The sequence below is a fragment of the Serinicoccus sediminis genome (assembly GCF_004153545.1).
Lineage (GTDB): Bacteria > Actinomycetota > Actinomycetes > Actinomycetales > Dermatophilaceae > Ornithinicoccus > Ornithinicoccus sediminis_A.
On record NZ_SDVA01000015.1, the window covers coordinates 22,746 to 38,313 of the forward strand.

The window sequence follows — 15,568 nt, forward strand, 5'->3', positions numbered from 1 at the left end:
CCCGGGCGACGACGCCGCCGGTCGCCGGGCGTCCTCCTCGGTCGGCAGGGCACACTCGCGTCATGGACACGAGCGGCGACGGGTCGGCGCCCCACCTGGTGCTGGTCCACGGCACCCGGATGAACGCGGCGCAGTGGGAGCCCTACCGGGCGCTGCTGCCCGAGGTCGAGCTGCTGACCCTCGACCTGCCCGGTCACGGCGCCCAGGTGGGGCAGGAGTTCAGCGCCGGGTCCGCGCTCGCGGCGATCGACCGGGCGGTGCGGCAGGCCCGAGAGGAGGCCGGTGGCGTGCCGCCGGTCCTGTGCGGGCACAGCCTGGGCGGGTACCTCGCCATGATGTGGGCCGCGCAGCACCCCGGGGAGATCTCGGGCCTGGTGCTCCTCGGCGCGACGGCCGACCCGCGCAGCCGGCTCGCCGGGGTCTACCGGGGCTTCGCGAGGCTCCTGCCCGTCGTCGGTCCGGATCGCATGGCGCGGGGGGTGAACGCGGTCATGCGAGCCCTGGGCGCACGTGGCGAGCACGCCCAGCTGCTGCCGGACGGTGCGGCATACGCGGCGCTGCCCGCGGCCTGGGAGCTCGTCATGACCGAGGCCGACCCGCAGCTGCTCGGGGCGGTCCGGGTGCCGGTGACCCTGGCCAACGGGCAGTTCGACCAGATGCGGCTGCACGTGCACCGGTATGCCGCGGCGTGCCGGCAGGTGCACGTGGTCACCGTCCCGCGGGCGTCCCACCTCATGCCGGCCACCCACCCGGAGCAGGTCGCCGATGTGCTGCGCGGGGCCTGGGAGCGCGCCCGCTCGGCCTGAGGTGCGCCCCCGCCAGGGCCGGCCGGGGCTCGGGGAGCGCCCAGGACCAGCACCTAGACTGGTGGGGTGACTTTTGCAACGCCCTCGACCCGACCGACCGAGGCGATCGACGTGCCGGCCGACGCCTCCGCCACCAAGCGGGTGCTGCTCGCGGCCCCCCGCGGCTACTGCGCCGGGGTGGACCGCGCCGTCGTGACGGTGGAGAAGGCCCTGGAGCTCTACGGCCCGCCGATCTACGTCCGCAAGGAGATCGTGCACAACAAGCACGTCGTGCGGACCCTGGAGCGACGGGGCGCCATCTTCGTGGCCGAGACCGACGAGGTGCCGGAGGGGGCCCGGGTCATCTTCTCCGCGCACGGCGTCAGCCCCGCGGTGCACCAGGAGGCCGCGCGGCTCTCGCTGCGGACCATCGACGCCACCTGCCCGCTGGTCACCAAGGTGCACCGCGAGGCGGTGCGGTTCGCCGGTGACGACTACGACATCCTCCTCGTCGGCCACGAGGGGCACGAGGAGGTCGAGGGCACCTACGGCGAGGCCCCGGAGCGGATCACCGTGGTGGAGAGCCCGGATCACGTCGACGCCGTGGAGGTGCGCGACCCGGACAAGGTGGTGTGGCTCTCGCAGACCACGCTGAGCGTGGACGAGACGATGGAGACGGTGCGGCGGCTGCGGGAGAAGTTCCCCAACCTCCAGGACCCGCCCAGCGACGACATCTGCTACGCGACGCAGAACCGCCAGGTCGCGGTGAAGCAGATGGCGACCGACTGCGACCTCATGATCGTCGTCGGCTCCCAGAACTCCTCGAACTCCAAGCGGCTCGTCGAGGTCGCGCTGGAGTACGGGTCGCGCGACGGCCACCTCGTCGACTACGCCGACGAGATCGACGAGGCCTGGCTCGAGGGGGTGCGGACCGTGGGCGTCACCAGCGGGGCGAGCGTGCCCGAGGTACTCGTCCGGGACGTCCTGGACTGGCTCGCCGAGCGCGGCTACGAGGACGTGCAGGCGGTGACCGCCGCCGAGGAGTCCGTCCTCTTCGCGCTGCCGACCGACATCCGCCGCGACCTCAAGGCCGCCGGCCAGGAGGTCAAGAAGGTGCAGCACGACCCCAGCTCGATCCCGAGCGGTCGCGACGGCTCGCTGCGCTGACCGCGCCGCCAGGTCACGGTTGGGTCACGATCGGGTGACGGCCCACCGACGGCCCCTGCCGGCCCGACGCGCGCGTATGTAGCAAGGCCCGGGACGCCGTGCAAGTGCGTCGGCGGGCGTCGGTCCGGGCCGTTCGGTCGTGCCTATGGTGGCGGAGCGCCACAACCGCCCTGGACGCTCCGGGGTCGGACGGCGCGTGCCGAGGGAGCCCGCAGACCGGCGGTCCCGACGACCACAAGGAGCTGACCATGACCCGCGCACGACGTGCCCTGCCCGCCCTCGTCGCCGCCAGCGCGCTCGCCCTCGCCGCGTGCGGCGAGCAGGACGGCGGCTCGGACGCAGCCGGGGGCGGGGAGGTCTCGGGCGAGCTCATCGAGGACGGCACGCTGGTGGTGGCGATGAGCGGTGAGTTCCAGCCGTTCAGCTACGTCGAGGGCAACGAGCTGACCGGCTTCGACTACGACATCGGTGCGGCCGTCGCCGAGGAGCTGGGGCTGGAGATGCAGGCCGAGACGGCCGCCTTCGCCTCGCTCATCGGCGGCGTGCAGGCCAACCGCTACGACGTCCTCATCGCCTCGATGACCCCGACCGAGGAGCGCGACGAGGCGGTGGACTTCACCGACGGCTACTACAGCTCCGGCGCCCAGGCCTTCGTGCCGGCCGATGCGGAGTGCACGGACGTCTCCGAGCTGGACGACCCCACCATCGGGGTCGCGACCGGGACGACCTACCAGGCCTACCTCGAGGAGGAGGGCGCCGACTGGGTCGGGGAGATCCGTAGCTTCGACTCCGACGTCGTCGCGCTGCGCGACCTCGGGACCGGGCGCCTGGACGCCGTCATGACCGACCGGCTCGTCGGTCTGCACCAGATCGAGGAGGCCGGGCTGGACGTGGTGGAGTGCGGTGACCCGCTCTACACCGAGTCCCCGGCCTTCGCCGTGAAGGAGGGCAACTCGGGGCTGGTGAACGACCTCGACGGGGCCCTGGACGCGATCATCGAGGACGGCACCTACGCCGAGATCAGCGAGACGTACTTCGGCCAGGACATCTCGGCCGACGACGAGGGCTGAGGTCTGCCCGACGTGCGCTTCGTCGAGCTCCTCGTCGAGTACGCCCCGTTCTTCCTCGAGGCGACCTGGGTCACCCTCAGCCTGACCGCGGTCTCGTTGGCCATGGCGATGGTGGCGGGGGCGGGGGTGGCTGCCCTCGCCATGGGCAGGATCCGGCCGCTGCGGTGGCTGGCCACGGCCTACGTGGGTCTGGTCCGGGGCACCCCGCTCATCACCCAGATCTTCATCATCTACTTCGGCCTGGCCTACGTCGTCACGCTGCCGGCGTTCTGGGCGGGGGCGATCGCCCTGGCCTTCCACAACTCGGCCTACATCGCCGAGATCATCCGGTCGGGCTTCCTGTCCGTCCCGACGGGTCTGACCGAGGCGGCGCGCTCCCTGGGGATGTCGCGGCTGAAGGCGCTGCGACGGGTACAGGCGCCCCTCGCGCTGCGGACCATGCTGCCCGTGCTGGGCAACCAGTACATCATCGCGGTCAAGGACTCCTCGCTGGTCGCCTTCATCGGCATGACCGAGCTGTTCCGCACGTCCCAGAACATGGCAGCCTCCACCTACCAACCCCTCATCGCCTACACCGTCGTCGCCCTCTTCTACCTGGCGATCGTGCTGGTGCTCACCGTGGTCGTCAACGGCCTCGAGCACCGGCTCAGCAGGCACCGCAGGCCGGCCACCGCATGAACGAGGCAGACATGGACCAGACCGCCGACACCCCCGACACCCCGCTGGTGAGGATGAGCGGCATCGTCAAGAGGTTCGGCAGCACCACCGTGCTCGACGGGATCGACCTCGACGTCGCCCGGGGCGAGGTGGTCACCCTCATCGGGCCCTCGGGCGCCGGCAAGTCGACGCTGCTGCGGTGCATCAACGGGCTGGAGCGCATCGACGAGGGCTCGATCGAGGTGGGCGGCGACCTGCTGAGGTATGACGAGTCGCACCTCAACGACATCCGGGCGCGCATCGGCATGGTCTTCCAGGCGTTCAACCTGTTCCCGCACATGACGGCGGCCGAGAACATCGCCGTGGCGCAGCGCGAGGTCCTCGGCCGTTCTCGGGGCGAGGCGCTGGAGCGGTCGCGCCAGCTCCTCGACCGGGTGGGTCTGGCGCACAAGGAGCGGGCCTACCCCGACAACCTGTCGGGAGGTCAGCAGCAGCGGGTGGCGATCGCGCGGGCACTGGCCATGGATCCGGCCCTCATGCTCTTCGACGAGCCCACCTCGGCCCTCGACCCCGAGCTCGTCGGTGAGGTGCTGCAGGTCATGCGGGACCTCGCGCAGGAGGGCATGACGATGGTCGCGGTCACCCACGAGATGAGGTTCGCCCGCGAGGCCGCCGACCGGGTGGTCCTGCTCGCCGACGGCGGCATCGCCGAGCAGGGACCACCCCAGCAGGTCCTCGAGCGCCCGGGCAGCGAGCGCGGTCGGTCCTTCCTGCGCGAGCTCGACCAGCACTGAGGCGCTCGGGGCGGCTCGAGGTCAGCCCACGAACTGGCCGAGCCACTCCAGGTCGTCCGGGGTGTCGATGCGGTAGACCCCGCTGGTGCCCGCGCAGGTCGCGTTGACACCGAACGACGTCACCCCCACCACCGTGGTGGTGCTCTCGACGAAGGTCGGGCCTCCCGAGTCCCCGGAGCAGGTGCCGCCGGTGTTGGCGTTGTTGCTCAGGACGATGTACATGTCGTTGACCTTGCCGCCGCCGAACTGACGGGTGCCCAGGAGCACGCCGCCGGCCTGCAGACGGGTCCAGGCACCCTCGGACCCGCGGCCCTGCCCGTTGCTGTCGGGCATGCTCCACTGCAGGCCGTAGCCCACCGTGGAGTAGGTGGCGCGGTCCTTCGCCCGGGTCGCCAGCTGCGCGTCCCAGTAGCCCGCCTCGGGGAGCTGGCCGTAGGCCGTGAAGGTCGTGCCGGGCGCCAGCGTCAGGTCGTCGACCACGCCCACGTCGTGCAGGTAGAACGCGGCGTCGTCGTAGTCAGGGTGGGTCAGCGCGACGTCGCTCCAGGCGTCGGCCGCCAGGTCGCTGTCCTGGTCGATCGCCGCGTCGAAGGTGACGAACTCCCGGGCGGCCTGGACATCGGTCAGGTCCTCGTCGTACCAGATGGCGACCGCGTCGGCGCCGTAGGTGCAGTGCCCCGCGGTGAGGAAGGTGTCGGCGTCGACCTGGGTGCCGCTGCAGCGCCACGCGGCCAGCAGCTCGTCGTCGGTGACCTGGGTGTCGCCGTTCGCGTCGTCCCAGGTGTAGGCGACCATCAGCCCGACGAAGGGGTGCTCGCCGTCGTCGGGCTCGCCGTACTTGATCGCGGCGGCGGGCAGGGCGGTGGTGGCGACCGTCGCCACGCCGGCGAGGCCGGCCAGCAGGGTGCGCGTGCGCATCATGGGGTGTTCCTCTCACGGGGTCTGATGAGCTGGGACATTAGCCCGCGGTGCGCCGGTCGTCGTGCCGAGCGGACCACTCCTGCTCCTCCGGGTCGGAGGGGCCCGTCGTGGGCCGTGCCGGGGTGCCGAGCTCGAGCTCGGTGGCCAGCCAGTCCTCACCGGTGGGCCGGGGCGCGACCTCGAGGCCCGGCAGCGGGTCGTGGGTCGACTCGGCGAGCCCGAGCTCGGTCATCCGGCGTGAGGTCACCATGACCCGCGACTCCAGCGTGCCGACGAGCTGGTTGTAGGTCTCCACCGAGCGTCGCAGCGCCGTGCCCATGGCACGGGTGTGCCGCCCGACCGTGCCCAGCCGCTGGTGCAGCTCGGTCCCCAGGGCGAGGAGCTCGCGCGCGTTGCCGGCCAGGGCGTCCTGCTGCCAGGCCAACGCGGTCGCGCGCAGCACGGCGAGCAGGGTGGCGGGCGAGGTGAGCACGACCTTGCGCGACTGGGCGTGGTCGTAGAGCTCGGGCGCGGCCCGCAGCGCGGCCGCGAGCACGGCGTCGCTGGGCACGAAGCAGACGACGAGCTCGGGGGAGGTGGTGAAGGCCGACCAGTATTCCTTGGCCGCCAGGGCTTCGACGTGGCCGCGCAGGGCGACGGCGTGGTCGCGGAGCAGGTCGTCGACCTGGTCCGGGGGGCACTGCGGGGCCTGCGCCCGCAGGAAGGACGAGAGCGGCGCCTTGCTGTCGACGACGAGGACCTTGCCGCCCGGCAGCCGGACCACCGCGTCGGGGCGGACCCGTGCGTCGTGGCGGCTCACCGCGCTGACCTGCTCGTCGAAGTCGCACCGGGCGAGCATGCCGGCATGCTCCATCACCCGGCGCAGCTGCACCTCGCCCCAGGTGCCGCGGGTGCCGGACGCGGACAGGGCCCCGGAGAGGGCCGCGGTCTGCTGCTGCAGCGCCCGGGTCTGGGACGCCACCTGGTCGAGGTGCTCACCCACCTGGCCGAACTGCTCCACGCGGTCGCGCTCGAGGGTGCGGACCTGCCGCTCCACCCGCTCCAGCGCACTGCGCAGCGGCGCCAGCTCGGCGGCCGTGCGCCGGTCGGTCTCCTCCTCCCGCCCGGCCTCGGCCAGCAGCTGCTCCAGCTCGGCGCCCCGCGACCGCTCGCGGTCGCGGTCCGCCTGCGCCAGGGCCAGCTCGGTGCCGGCCCGGGCCAGCCGCGCGGCCGTCCGGGCGCGACCGAGCAGCCACCCCAGGACGAGGCCGACCAGGAGCGCGACGAGGAGGGGGAGGAGTCCCGTGACGGTGGTGCTCATGAGCCCACCGTGGCACGGGGTGCCGACAGACCTGGGTCACCACGACCTCCGGGCGTCGCCGGCGGCCTCGTTGACAACGACCCGACGCCCGCCTACCTTGTTCCCGAAACATGAATCATCTTTCATGTAGCCCGCACGAAGGAGTGTCGAAGGTGTCCGCACGCCCCATCCGCCTGATCACCCTCATGTCCGCGACCGCCGCCCTCGCCCTGGCCGGGTGCGCCCCCTCCGCCGGAGGGGGTGACGACGGCGGGTCGGCCGGTGGTGGCGAGGAGCAGCAGGCGGATGAGAGCGCCAAGGTCGGCATCATCTACTCCGAGACCGGCCCGCTGGCCGCCTACGGCGAGCAGTACCGCCAGGGGCTGGAGGCGGGCATCGACTACGCGACCGAGGGCACCGGCGAGGTCGACGGCACGGCCATCGAGCTGGAGTACCGCGACGACGCGGGCAACCCGGACACCGCCGTCGCGGCGGCCAAGGACCTCATCGGTCAGGACTACCGCATCCTCGGGGGCACCGTCGTCTCCGGCATCGCGACGGCGATGGCCGAGCAGGCCGCCCAGAACGAGGTGCTCTACATCTCCGGTCCCGCCGCCACGGACGCGATCACCGGGGTCAACGAGTTCACCTTCCGCTCCGGCCGGCAGAGCTTCCAGGACGTCGCCACCGCGGGCGCGATGCTCGAGGACGAGTCCGGCACGGTCGTCGTGCTGGCCCAGGACAACGCCTTCGGGCAGGGCAACCTGGCGGCCGTCGAGGCCGTGCTGGGCGGCGAGGGGGCCGAGGTCGCGAGCGTGCTCGTCCCCGAGGACGCGACCGAGTTCACCGGCTTCGCCCGCCAGGTGGTGGACGAGGACCCGGACCTCATCTTCGTGGCCTGGGCCGGGGCCACCGCCGGCAACATGTGGCAGTCCCTGTCCCAGCAGGACGTCTTCGAGGCGGCCCCGGTCGTCACCGGCCTGGCCGACTCGGCGACCTTCGCGGCCTACGGGGACGCGGGCGAGCAGATCTCCTTCCTGTCGCACTACTTCCCGGAGGCCACGGACAACGAGGTCAACCAGGCTCTGGTGGACTCGGTCACCGAGGCCGGCGGCACGCCCGACCTCTTCACCGTGGACGGCTTCGTCGCCGGCCAGATGATCGCCCACGCCGTGGCCGAGGGCGGCGGTGACGTCGAGGGCATGATCGAGGCGCTCGAGGGATGGGAGTTCGAGGGTCCCAAGGGCACCGCGACGGTCCGCGCGGGCGACCACGCCCTGGTGCAGGACATGTTCACCGCCCAGCTGGTGCAGGACGGTGACGCCTGGGTCCCGGAGGTCATCGACACCGTCCCCGCCGACGAGGTCGCCCCGCCGGAGGCCTCGGGCGAGTGAGCGCACCCCACCCGGCGGCCGCGGGGCCGGGGACGGCGACCGTCGCCGCGGCTCCCGCCCTGGAGGTCCGGGACCTGTCGCTGCGCATCGGCGGCGCACAGATCCTCGAGGACATCACGTTCACCATCCCCACCGGCCAGATCGTCGGTGTGATCGGCCCCAACGGCGCGGGCAAGACCACCCTGTTCAACCTGGTCTCCGGCGTGCGCGAGCCGACGTCCGGACAGGTGCTCCTGGCCGGCCGGGACGTCACCCGTGCGAGCATCACCAGGCGGGCCACCGCTGGCCTGGGCCGCACCTTCCAGACGTCCTCGATCTTCCCCGGGCTGACCGTGCACGAGAACGCCCGGCTCGCGGCCCAGGTGACCGAGGGCCGGCCGCTGTCCCTCTTCGCCCGTCCCCGCCGGGCGGACGCCGCGTCCCGGCGGGCCGACGCGTTGCTGGCAGAGGTCGGCCTGGCCCACCGGTCGGAGCACCGGGCCGGCGACCTCTCGCACGGTGACAAGCGCAAGCTGGAGATCGCCATGCTGCTCGCGACCGACCCTCAGGTGGTGCTCCTCGACGAGCCCATGGCGGGGGTGGCCTCGGGCGACGTGCCCGGGCTCACCGAGGTGATCCGCGGGCTGCACCGCGACCACGGCTGCACCGTGCTCATGGTCGAGCACCACATGGAGGTCCTGCTGGGCCTCGTCGAGCGGGTGGCCGTCCTCCACTTCGGTCACCTGCTCGCCCTCGACACCCCGGAGGCGGTCATGGCCGACCCGACCGTGCAGAGCGCCTACCTGGGGGAGTCGGTATGACGAGCGCGTCACCCTGCGAGGACACGCGCGCCGGCGCGAGCCTCACCGCCGAGCCCGTGCTCCGGGTGCGCGACCTGCAGGCGCACGTCGCCGGCCAGCAGGTCGTCGAGCACGTCGACCTCGACGTCGCGCCGGTCGGGGTGACCGCGCTGCTCGGGCGCAACGGCGTCGGCAAGACCTCGACCATCAAGGCGATCCTCGGGCTCGTCGGACGCTCCGGCACGGTCGAGCTCGACGGCACCGACCTCGTGCCGCTGCCGACGCACCTGGTGGTCCGGCGCGGCGTCGGCTACGTCCCCGAGGACCGCGAGGTCTTCGCCGGCCTGACGGTCCGCGACAACCTGCGGCTGGCCGAGCGGCGCGGCAGCACGCACCACTACGACCTGGTCTACGACCTCTTCCCCGAGCTGCACCAGCGCGGCGGGCAGGCGGCGGGGACCCTCTCCGGCGGGCAGCAGCAGATGGTCTCCCTCGCCCGTGCCCTGCTCAACGACAACCAGGTCCTGCTCGTCGACGAGCCGACCAAGGGGCTCGCCCCCCGCCTGGTCGCGGAGGTCAGCCGGGTGCTGGCGCGCGCCGCGCAGGTGGCCCCCGTCCTGCTCGTCGAGCAGAACCTCCAGGTGGTCCGGGACCTGGCCCAGCATGCCGTCGTGCTCACCGACGGCCGCAGCGTGCACCACGGGCCGGCCGCGGACCTGCTCGCCGACGACGAGCTCACCCAGCGGCTCCTGGGGGTCCACGCGGACACCGGCGACCAGGGGCGGCCCGCCGACCCGGAGGCACCCGCATGAGCACCGTCGTCCTGCTGCTCTTCACGGGGGTCGGGCTGGGGGCGATCTACTTCCTGGTCGCCTCGGGCCTGTCCCTCATCTACGGCCTCATGCACGTCCTCAACTTCGCGCACGGGGTCTTCCTCTCGCTGGGCGCCTTCCTCGGCTTCGAGGTGGCCTCCCGGCTGGGCGCGACGACCTGGACCGGGTTCGCCGCGTCGTTGCTGGTCGGCGCCCTGGCGGGAGCGGTCTTCGCGGCGCTCACGGAGCGGCTGCTCGTCCAGCGGCTCTACGAGCGGCACATCGAGCAGGTGCTCGTCACCGTCGGGCTCGGACTGGCGGCGGTCGCCCTCTTCGACGGCATCTGGGGGACCGACCCCAGGTTCATCTCCGGCCCGGCGTGGATGGGCCGGACCACCTCCGTCCTCGGCGCCAACGTGCCCAACGACCGCTTCGTCGCCATCCTCGTCGCCGCCCTCGTGCTGCTCGGCATGGTGCTCTTCCTGCAGCGCACCCGCTACGGCATGATCATCCGCGCCGGCGTGGAGAACCGCGCGATGGTCACCGCCCTGGGCATCGACGTCCGGACCGCGTTCACCCTCGTCTTCACCATCGGCGGGGTCGCCGCGGGCCTCGGCGGTGTCCTCGCGAGCCACTACTTCGGCTACGTCTCACCGCTGCTCGGGCAGACGCTGCTCATCTTCGCGTTCATCGTCACCGTCATCGGCGGGCTGGGCAGCCTCACCGGCGCGGCCATCGCCTCCGTGCTGGTGGCGCTGCTGCAGCAGTTCGCCAACTACTACCTCGCCGGCACCGGCGACCTGGCCGTCGTCGTGCTGCTGGCCGTGGTCCTGCTGACCCGGCCCTCCGGACTGATGGGGAGGCGCGCATGAGCTCGTCGACGTCCGCGACAGGCACGGCATACCGGGGTGGGGCTCGCGCCTGGGTCCGGCGGCTCGTCCCGCCCGCCCTGGTCGTGCTGCTCGCCTGCCTGCCGCTGCTCGACCTGCGCCTGCCGGGGGTGCTGCCCGGCCCGACCTACACCCCGGGCACGCTGCACCTGCTAGCGCTGGCCATGGTCATGGCGGCCCTGGCGCTGTCCTACCACCTGCTGCTCGGTGTCGCCGGGCTGCTCTCCTTCGGCCACGCGCTGTACTTCGGCCTGGGCGCCTACCTGCTCGGCATCGTCATGTCCGAGCTCGGGCTGGGCCTGCTGCCCTCCGTGCTCGTCGTGCTGCTGGTCGGGGTCGCGGTCTCGCTGGCCCTCGGCGCCGTCAGCCTCCGGGTGACCGGCATCCCCTTCGCGATGGTCACCCTGGCCTTCGCCCAGGCCGGCTCCGTGCTGGTCCGCCGCGACCCCGGGCGGGTCACGGGGGGCGAGGAGGGCCTGCGCCTACCCACCGAGCAGGTTCCGGACGCGCTCGTGGGGGTCGCCGACACGCGCAACCTCTACTGGCTCGCGCTGGCCGCGCTGGTGCTGGCCTTCCTGCTCGTCTCCTGGGTGCAGGGCAGCCGGGCCGGGCACGTGGCGGAGGCGGTGCGGGAGAACGAGCTGCGGGTCCGGGTGCTCGGGATGCGGCCGTTCCTCGTCAAGCTCGCCATCTTCGTGGCCGCCTCCGTCATCGCGGTCGGCATGGGCATGGTCCACCTGCTGCTCAACTCCGGCGCGGTACCGCACATCGTCAGCGCCGAGCTCACCATCTCGCTGCTGCTCATGGTCGTCATCGGCGGCGTCGGCTCCCGGTGGGGCGCGGTGGCCGGCGCGGTGCTCTACGTCCTGCTCAACCAGCGGCTGACCGTCCTGGCGCAGGCCCCCTGGGTGCACGACCTGCCGGCTCCGCTGCGCATCCCGTTGTCGGAGCCGCTGTTCATCCTGGGCACGCTGTTCGTCCTGGTCGTCATGTTCCTCCCCGGTGGGCTGGCCGGCACGGTCGGGCGGCTCCGACGCCGCCAGGAGCGTGCCGACCGTGGCGAACCCCCTGGCGGTGCTGACAGGCTGGAGGACGTGGACGACGAGCAGCAGGTGCCGGCGGCGGACGGCGCGCGCCGGTGAGCATCATGGCGACCGGTGGCGCCGCGGTCGACGGGCTGCACACGCTGGGCCGGTGGCCGGCCGACCGGGCGCGCATCGCCCCAGCCCACCCGGCGGTCGTCGACCGCGGCGTGACGCTGGGCTACGGAGAGCTGGAGCACCGGGTGGAGCACCTCGCGACCGTCCTGCGGGCGGCCGGGATCGGTCGCGGTGCGCGGGTCGCCACGCTGGTCGGCAACAGCGCCGACCACGTCGTGCTGCTGTTCGCCTGCGCGCGGGTGGGCGCGGCGCTCGCCCCGCTGTCGTGGCGGCTGACCCCCGCCGAGCTGGCCCGCCAGGTGAGTCTGCTCGACCCGGCGCTGCTCGTCACCGAGGAGGAGACCGGCTCCCTGGCGCGCGAGCTCGGCGCCCTGCTGAGGGCGCCGGTGCCCACGGCATACCTCACCGAGCTGGGGCGTCCCGGCGTGCTGGACGCGCTCACCCGCCGTCCGCCCGTGCCCGCCGCGCCGGTGCAGGACGAGGACCCGCTGCTCGTCGTCTTCACCTCCGGCAGCTCGAGCGCGCCCAAGGCGGCGGTGCTGTCCCACCGCACGTGCTGGTGGACCAACCTGTCGCTCTCCCGGACCCTCGAGCTCACCGAGCGTGACGTGGTGCTCTCGGTGCTCCCGCAGTTCCACGCCGGCGGGTGGAACATCCAGCCGCTGCTGGCGTGGTGGACCGGCGCCACCGTCGTGCTGGAGCGCACCTTCGACCCCGGCCGCGTCCTCAGCCTCGTCGCCGAGCACGGTGTGAGCACCATGATGGGGGTGCCGACGCACTACCTGCTGCTCGCCGAGCACCCCGCCTTCGCGGACGCCGACCTGACCAGCCTGCGCAGCGCCGTCGTGGGCGGCGCGCCGATGCCGCCCCCGCTGCTGCGCACCTTCCACGCGCGTGGGGTGGCGCTCACCCAGGGCTACGGGCTCACCGAGGCCGGCCCCAACGTGCTGTGCCTGCCCCCGCACGAGGCGGCCCAGCGAGCCGGGTGGGCTGGCGTGCCCTACCCGCACGTGGAGGTGGCGCTCGCCGACCCGGTGACGGGGGAGCGGGTCGAGGGCGCGGGCACCGGTGAGCTGCTGGTGTCGGGGCCGGGGCTGTTCACCGGCTACCTGCACGACGAGGAGGCCACCGCCGCCGTCCTGCACGACGGCTGGTTGTGGACCGGCGACGTCGCCACCCGCGACGAGGACGGCTACCTGCGCATCGTCGACCGGCTGCGCAACATCTACATCAGCGGCGGGGAGAACGTCGCCCCCGCCGAGGTGGAGGCCGCGCTGCGCCGGCACCCCGCGGTCGCGCAGACCGCGGTCGTCGGCGTCCCGCACGAGCGCTGGGGTGAGGTCGGCGTCGCCGTGGTCGTCCTGCGGCCGGGTGTCGCGACGGACGAGCACGACCTGCTCGAGCACTGCCGGGGGCTGCTCGCCGCGTTCAAGGTGCCCGAGCGTGTGCTCGTCGTCCCGGACCTGCCGGTCGTCGGCATCGGGAAGACCGACCAGGCCGCCGTGCGCGCCCTCGTGACGCGACGGGTGCAGGAGCGGGAGGAGCACCGGTGAGCGTCGAGGAGACCGCACCCCGTCCGGCGCCGCGCACCGCGCGCGGGGCCCGCACGCGGGCACGGCTGCTGCAGGCGGCCGAGGACGTCTTCGCCACGGTCGGCTACCCGGACGCCTCGATCGTGCGGATCACCGAGCTGGCCGGGGTCGCGCTCGGCACCTTCTACGTCCACTTCACCGGCAAGAAGGAGATCTTCGACGAGGTGGTCCGCGACCTCTCGCGGAGGGTCCGCCAGGCGATGAGCGAGGCGTCCTCCGCCGCGGCCGACCGGCTGCAGGCCGAGCGCGAGGGTTTCCGCGCGTTCTTCGCCTTCACCGCGGAGCACCCGGCCCTCTACCGGATCATCCGGCAGGCGGAGTTCGTCTCGCCGGAGGTGATGCGCGGGCACTACGACGACATCTGCTCGGGGTATGCCGCGGGCCTGGACGCCGCGATGGGGCGCGGCGAGATCCGTGGTCTGGACCCCGAGGTGGCGGCCTGGGCGCTCATGGGCGCCGGCGAGCTCATCGGCATGCGCTGGGTGCTGTGGGAGCAGGAGGGCCGCATCCCGGACGCGGTCTTCGACCAGCTGATGACTCTGATCGAGGGCGCCCTGGCGCCCGCCCCGACGACGGACGGAGAGCAGACATGACCCGCACAGCGATCGTGACCGGCGGGGGGAGCGGCATCGGCGCCGCGGTCGCCCGCCGGCTCGCGGCGGACGGCCTGCACGTCGTCGTCGCCGACCGGGACGAGCAGGCCGCGCACGGCGTGGCCGACGAGGTCGGGGGCCGGGCCTGGGTGGTGGACCTGTCGGACACGGCGGCGCTGGAGGCGGTGCCGGTGGACTGCGACGTCCTCGTCAACAACGCCGGCGTGCAACGGGTGGCGCCGGTGCACGAGCTCGCGCCCGAGGACTTCCGGCTCATCCACCGGCTCATGCTGGAGGCGCCGTTCCTGCTGGCCCGGGCCGCGCTCCCGGGGATGTACGCGCGCGGCTGGGGCCGGGTCGTCAACATCTCCTCGGCGCACGGGCTGCGGGCCTCGGCGTTCAAGTCGGCCTACGTCTCGGCCAAGCACGGGCTGGAGGGGCTGTCGAAGGTCGTCGCGCTCGAGGGCGCCGGGCACGGCGTGACGAGCAACTGCGTCAACCCGGGCTACGTCCGCACCCCGCTGGTGGAGGCGCAGATCGCCGACCAGGCGGCCACCCACGGGATCGGCGAGGACGAGGTGGTCGAGCAGGTCATGCTCGCTCGCTCCGCGGTCAAGCGGCTGGTCGAGCCGGCCGAGGTCGCCGCGCTGGTGGCCTTCCTCGTCTCCGACGACGCGGGCATGGTGACGGGCACGTCCTACACCATGGACGGCGGGTGGACGGCCCAGTGAGCACGACCACGCTGCCCCTGCCGGAGACCGTCTCGTCGGTCCTCGGTCCCCGCTACCGCGCGGTCTCGGTGCCGGTCGACGGGGGTGACCTGCACGTCGGCGTCTGGGAGCCCGAGGCAGCCGGGGAGGGGGTCGAGGCCCCCACGGCGGTGCTCGTCCACGGCATCACCGCGTCCCACGTGTCCTGGGCGGCGCTCGCGCAGGCCCTCCCTGGGGTGCGCCTCGTCGCCCCCGACCTGCGCGGACGGGGCCGCTCGCGCGACCTCCCCGCGCCCTACGGCATGCCGAGGCACGCCGACGACGTGGCCGCCGCGCTCGAGCACCTCGGCGTCCGGGAGGCGGTCGCGGTCGGTCACTCGATGGGCGCCTTCGTCGCCCTCGTGCTCGCCGACCGGCACCCGCACCGGGTGCGAAGCCTGCACCTCGTCGACGGGGGCATGCCGCTGCTGCCGCCCCCGGGCGTCGCGCCGGAGGACATGGCGGCCGCCGTCCTCGGCCCGGCCGCGGACCGGTTGCGGATGACCTTCCCCAGCCGCGCGGCATACCGGGAGTTCTGGCTCGGGCACCCGGCGCTGGGGCCGCACTGGGACGAGGTCGTCGCCGCCTACGTGGACTACGACCTCGTGGGGGAGGAGCCCCGGCTCTCGCCGGCGACCCGGCCGGCGGCGCTGGAGGAGGACATCCGCGAGCTCGTGGACGGCGCGTCCGTGCGGCAGGCCCTGGAGAGCCTCGCGTCGCGGTCGGCCACGTGGCACGTCGCGCCCCGCGGCCTCATGGACGAGGTCCCTCCGCTCTACCCGGACGCGGCCCGCGACCGCTGGACCGCCGAGCTGCCCACCCTGCGGCTGGTGCCGGTCGACGACGTGAACCACTACACCGTGGTGCTCGCCGAGCGCGGGGTGCGCCAGCTGCTGCCCCACCTGGAGGCCGACCTCGGCTGACCC

General features: G+C 73.4%; 16 protein-coding genes. 14 read left to right on the forward strand and 2 right to left on the reverse strand.

Translation table 11 applies throughout. The annotated features are described in order from the left end of the window. Positions 1-62: 62 nt before the first annotated feature. The 5 genes from EUS26_RS13340 to EUS26_RS13360 all read left to right on the forward strand — a co-directional run bounded on the left by EUS26_RS13340 (position 63) and on the right by EUS26_RS13360 (position 4,473). On the forward strand, positions 63-806 hold the full coding sequence (locus EUS26_RS13340; RefSeq protein WP_165368623.1) for an alpha/beta fold hydrolase: 744 nt from the start codon (positions 63-65) through the stop codon (positions 804-806). Positions 807-911: 105 nt separating this feature from the next. Further along, the gene (locus EUS26_RS13345; protein WP_130014363.1) at positions 912-1,952 is read left to right on the forward strand and encodes a 4-hydroxy-3-methylbut-2-enyl diphosphate reductase; all 1,041 of its coding nucleotides are present in this window, start codon (positions 912-914) and stop codon (positions 1,950-1,952) included. Positions 1,953-2,200: 248 nt separating this feature from the next. After that, positions 2,201-3,022: a transporter substrate-binding domain-containing protein gene (locus EUS26_RS13350; RefSeq protein ID WP_130014320.1), complete on the forward strand. Its 822-nt coding sequence runs from the start codon at positions 2,201-2,203 to the stop codon at positions 3,020-3,022. Positions 3,023-3,034: 12 nt separating this feature from the next. Then, a complete protein-coding gene (locus EUS26_RS13355; RefSeq protein ID WP_130014321.1) occupies positions 3,035-3,700 on the forward strand; it encodes an amino acid ABC transporter permease in 666 nt (221 codons plus the stop codon). 11 nt (positions 3,701-3,711) lie between these two features. Then, complete coding sequence (locus EUS26_RS13360) at positions 3,712-4,473, forward strand: amino acid ABC transporter ATP-binding protein (protein ID WP_130014322.1); 762 nt, start codon at positions 3,712-3,714, stop codon at positions 4,471-4,473. A 21-nt stretch (positions 4,474-4,494) separates the two neighbouring features. Here the strand turns inward: EUS26_RS13360 and EUS26_RS13365 are convergent, their stop codons facing one another. Together EUS26_RS13365 and EUS26_RS13370 are read right to left on the reverse strand one after the other, a co-directional pair. Next, on the reverse strand, positions 4,495-5,394 hold the full coding sequence (locus tag EUS26_RS13365) for a trypsin-like serine protease (RefSeq protein WP_238148984.1): 900 nt from the start codon (positions 5,392-5,394) through the stop codon (positions 4,495-4,497). Positions 5,395-5,431: 37 nt separating this feature from the next. Beyond that, on the reverse strand, positions 5,432-6,694 hold the full coding sequence (locus EUS26_RS13370) for a DNA recombination protein RmuC (RefSeq protein WP_130014323.1): 1,263 nt from the start codon (positions 6,692-6,694) through the stop codon (positions 5,432-5,434). A 185-nt stretch (positions 6,695-6,879) separates the two neighbouring features. Here EUS26_RS13370 and EUS26_RS13375 point away from each other — a divergent pair, with 185 nt between their 5' ends. The 9 genes from EUS26_RS13375 to EUS26_RS13415 are packed head-to-tail and all read left to right on the forward strand — an operon-like array spanning position 6,880 to position 15,565. After that, positions 6,880-8,067, forward strand: coding sequence for a substrate-binding domain-containing protein (locus EUS26_RS13375; RefSeq protein ID WP_130014365.1), 1,188 nt, complete (start codon positions 6,880-6,882; stop codon positions 8,065-8,067). Then, positions 8,064-8,867 (forward strand): ABC transporter ATP-binding protein, encoded by an 804-nt coding sequence (locus tag EUS26_RS13380; protein WP_420330015.1) that lies wholly within the window; start codon positions 8,064-8,066, stop codon positions 8,865-8,867. Before EUS26_RS13375 ends, EUS26_RS13380 begins: the two co-directional genes overlap by 4 nt. Then, on the forward strand, positions 8,864-9,658 hold the full coding sequence (locus tag EUS26_RS13385; protein WP_130014324.1) for an ABC transporter ATP-binding protein: 795 nt from the start codon (positions 8,864-8,866) through the stop codon (positions 9,656-9,658). The genes EUS26_RS13380 and EUS26_RS13385 overlap by 4 nt, the downstream gene beginning before the upstream one ends. Continuing rightward, positions 9,655-10,530 carry a branched-chain amino acid ABC transporter permease gene (locus tag EUS26_RS13390; RefSeq protein WP_130014325.1) on the forward strand — a complete coding sequence of 292 codons (876 nt, stop codon included), beginning with the start codon at positions 9,655-9,657 and terminating at the stop codon, positions 10,528-10,530. Before EUS26_RS13385 ends, EUS26_RS13390 begins: the two co-directional genes overlap by 4 nt. After that, positions 10,527-11,690, forward strand: coding sequence for a branched-chain amino acid ABC transporter permease (locus EUS26_RS13395; RefSeq protein ID WP_130014326.1), 1,164 nt, complete (start codon positions 10,527-10,529; stop codon positions 11,688-11,690). The genes EUS26_RS13390 and EUS26_RS13395 overlap by 4 nt, the downstream gene beginning before the upstream one ends. 5 nt (positions 11,691-11,695) lie before the next feature. Then, complete coding sequence (locus EUS26_RS13400) at positions 11,696-13,261, forward strand: class I adenylate-forming enzyme family protein (RefSeq protein WP_130014367.1); 1,566 nt, start codon at positions 11,696-11,698, stop codon at positions 13,259-13,261. After that, positions 13,258-13,893, forward strand: a complete 636-nt coding sequence (locus EUS26_RS13405; RefSeq protein ID WP_130014327.1) for a TetR/AcrR family transcriptional regulator — start codon at positions 13,258-13,260, stop codon at positions 13,891-13,893. The genes EUS26_RS13400 and EUS26_RS13405 overlap by 4 nt, the downstream gene beginning before the upstream one ends. Beyond that, positions 13,890-14,624, forward strand: coding sequence for a 3-hydroxybutyrate dehydrogenase (locus tag EUS26_RS13410; RefSeq protein WP_130014328.1), 735 nt, complete (start codon positions 13,890-13,892; stop codon positions 14,622-14,624). Before EUS26_RS13405 ends, EUS26_RS13410 begins: the two co-directional genes overlap by 4 nt. Next, positions 14,621-15,565, forward strand: a complete 945-nt coding sequence (locus EUS26_RS13415; RefSeq protein ID WP_238148985.1) for an alpha/beta fold hydrolase — start codon at positions 14,621-14,623, stop codon at positions 15,563-15,565. The genes EUS26_RS13410 and EUS26_RS13415 overlap by 4 nt, the downstream gene beginning before the upstream one ends. Positions 15,566-15,568: the final 3 nt, after the last annotated feature.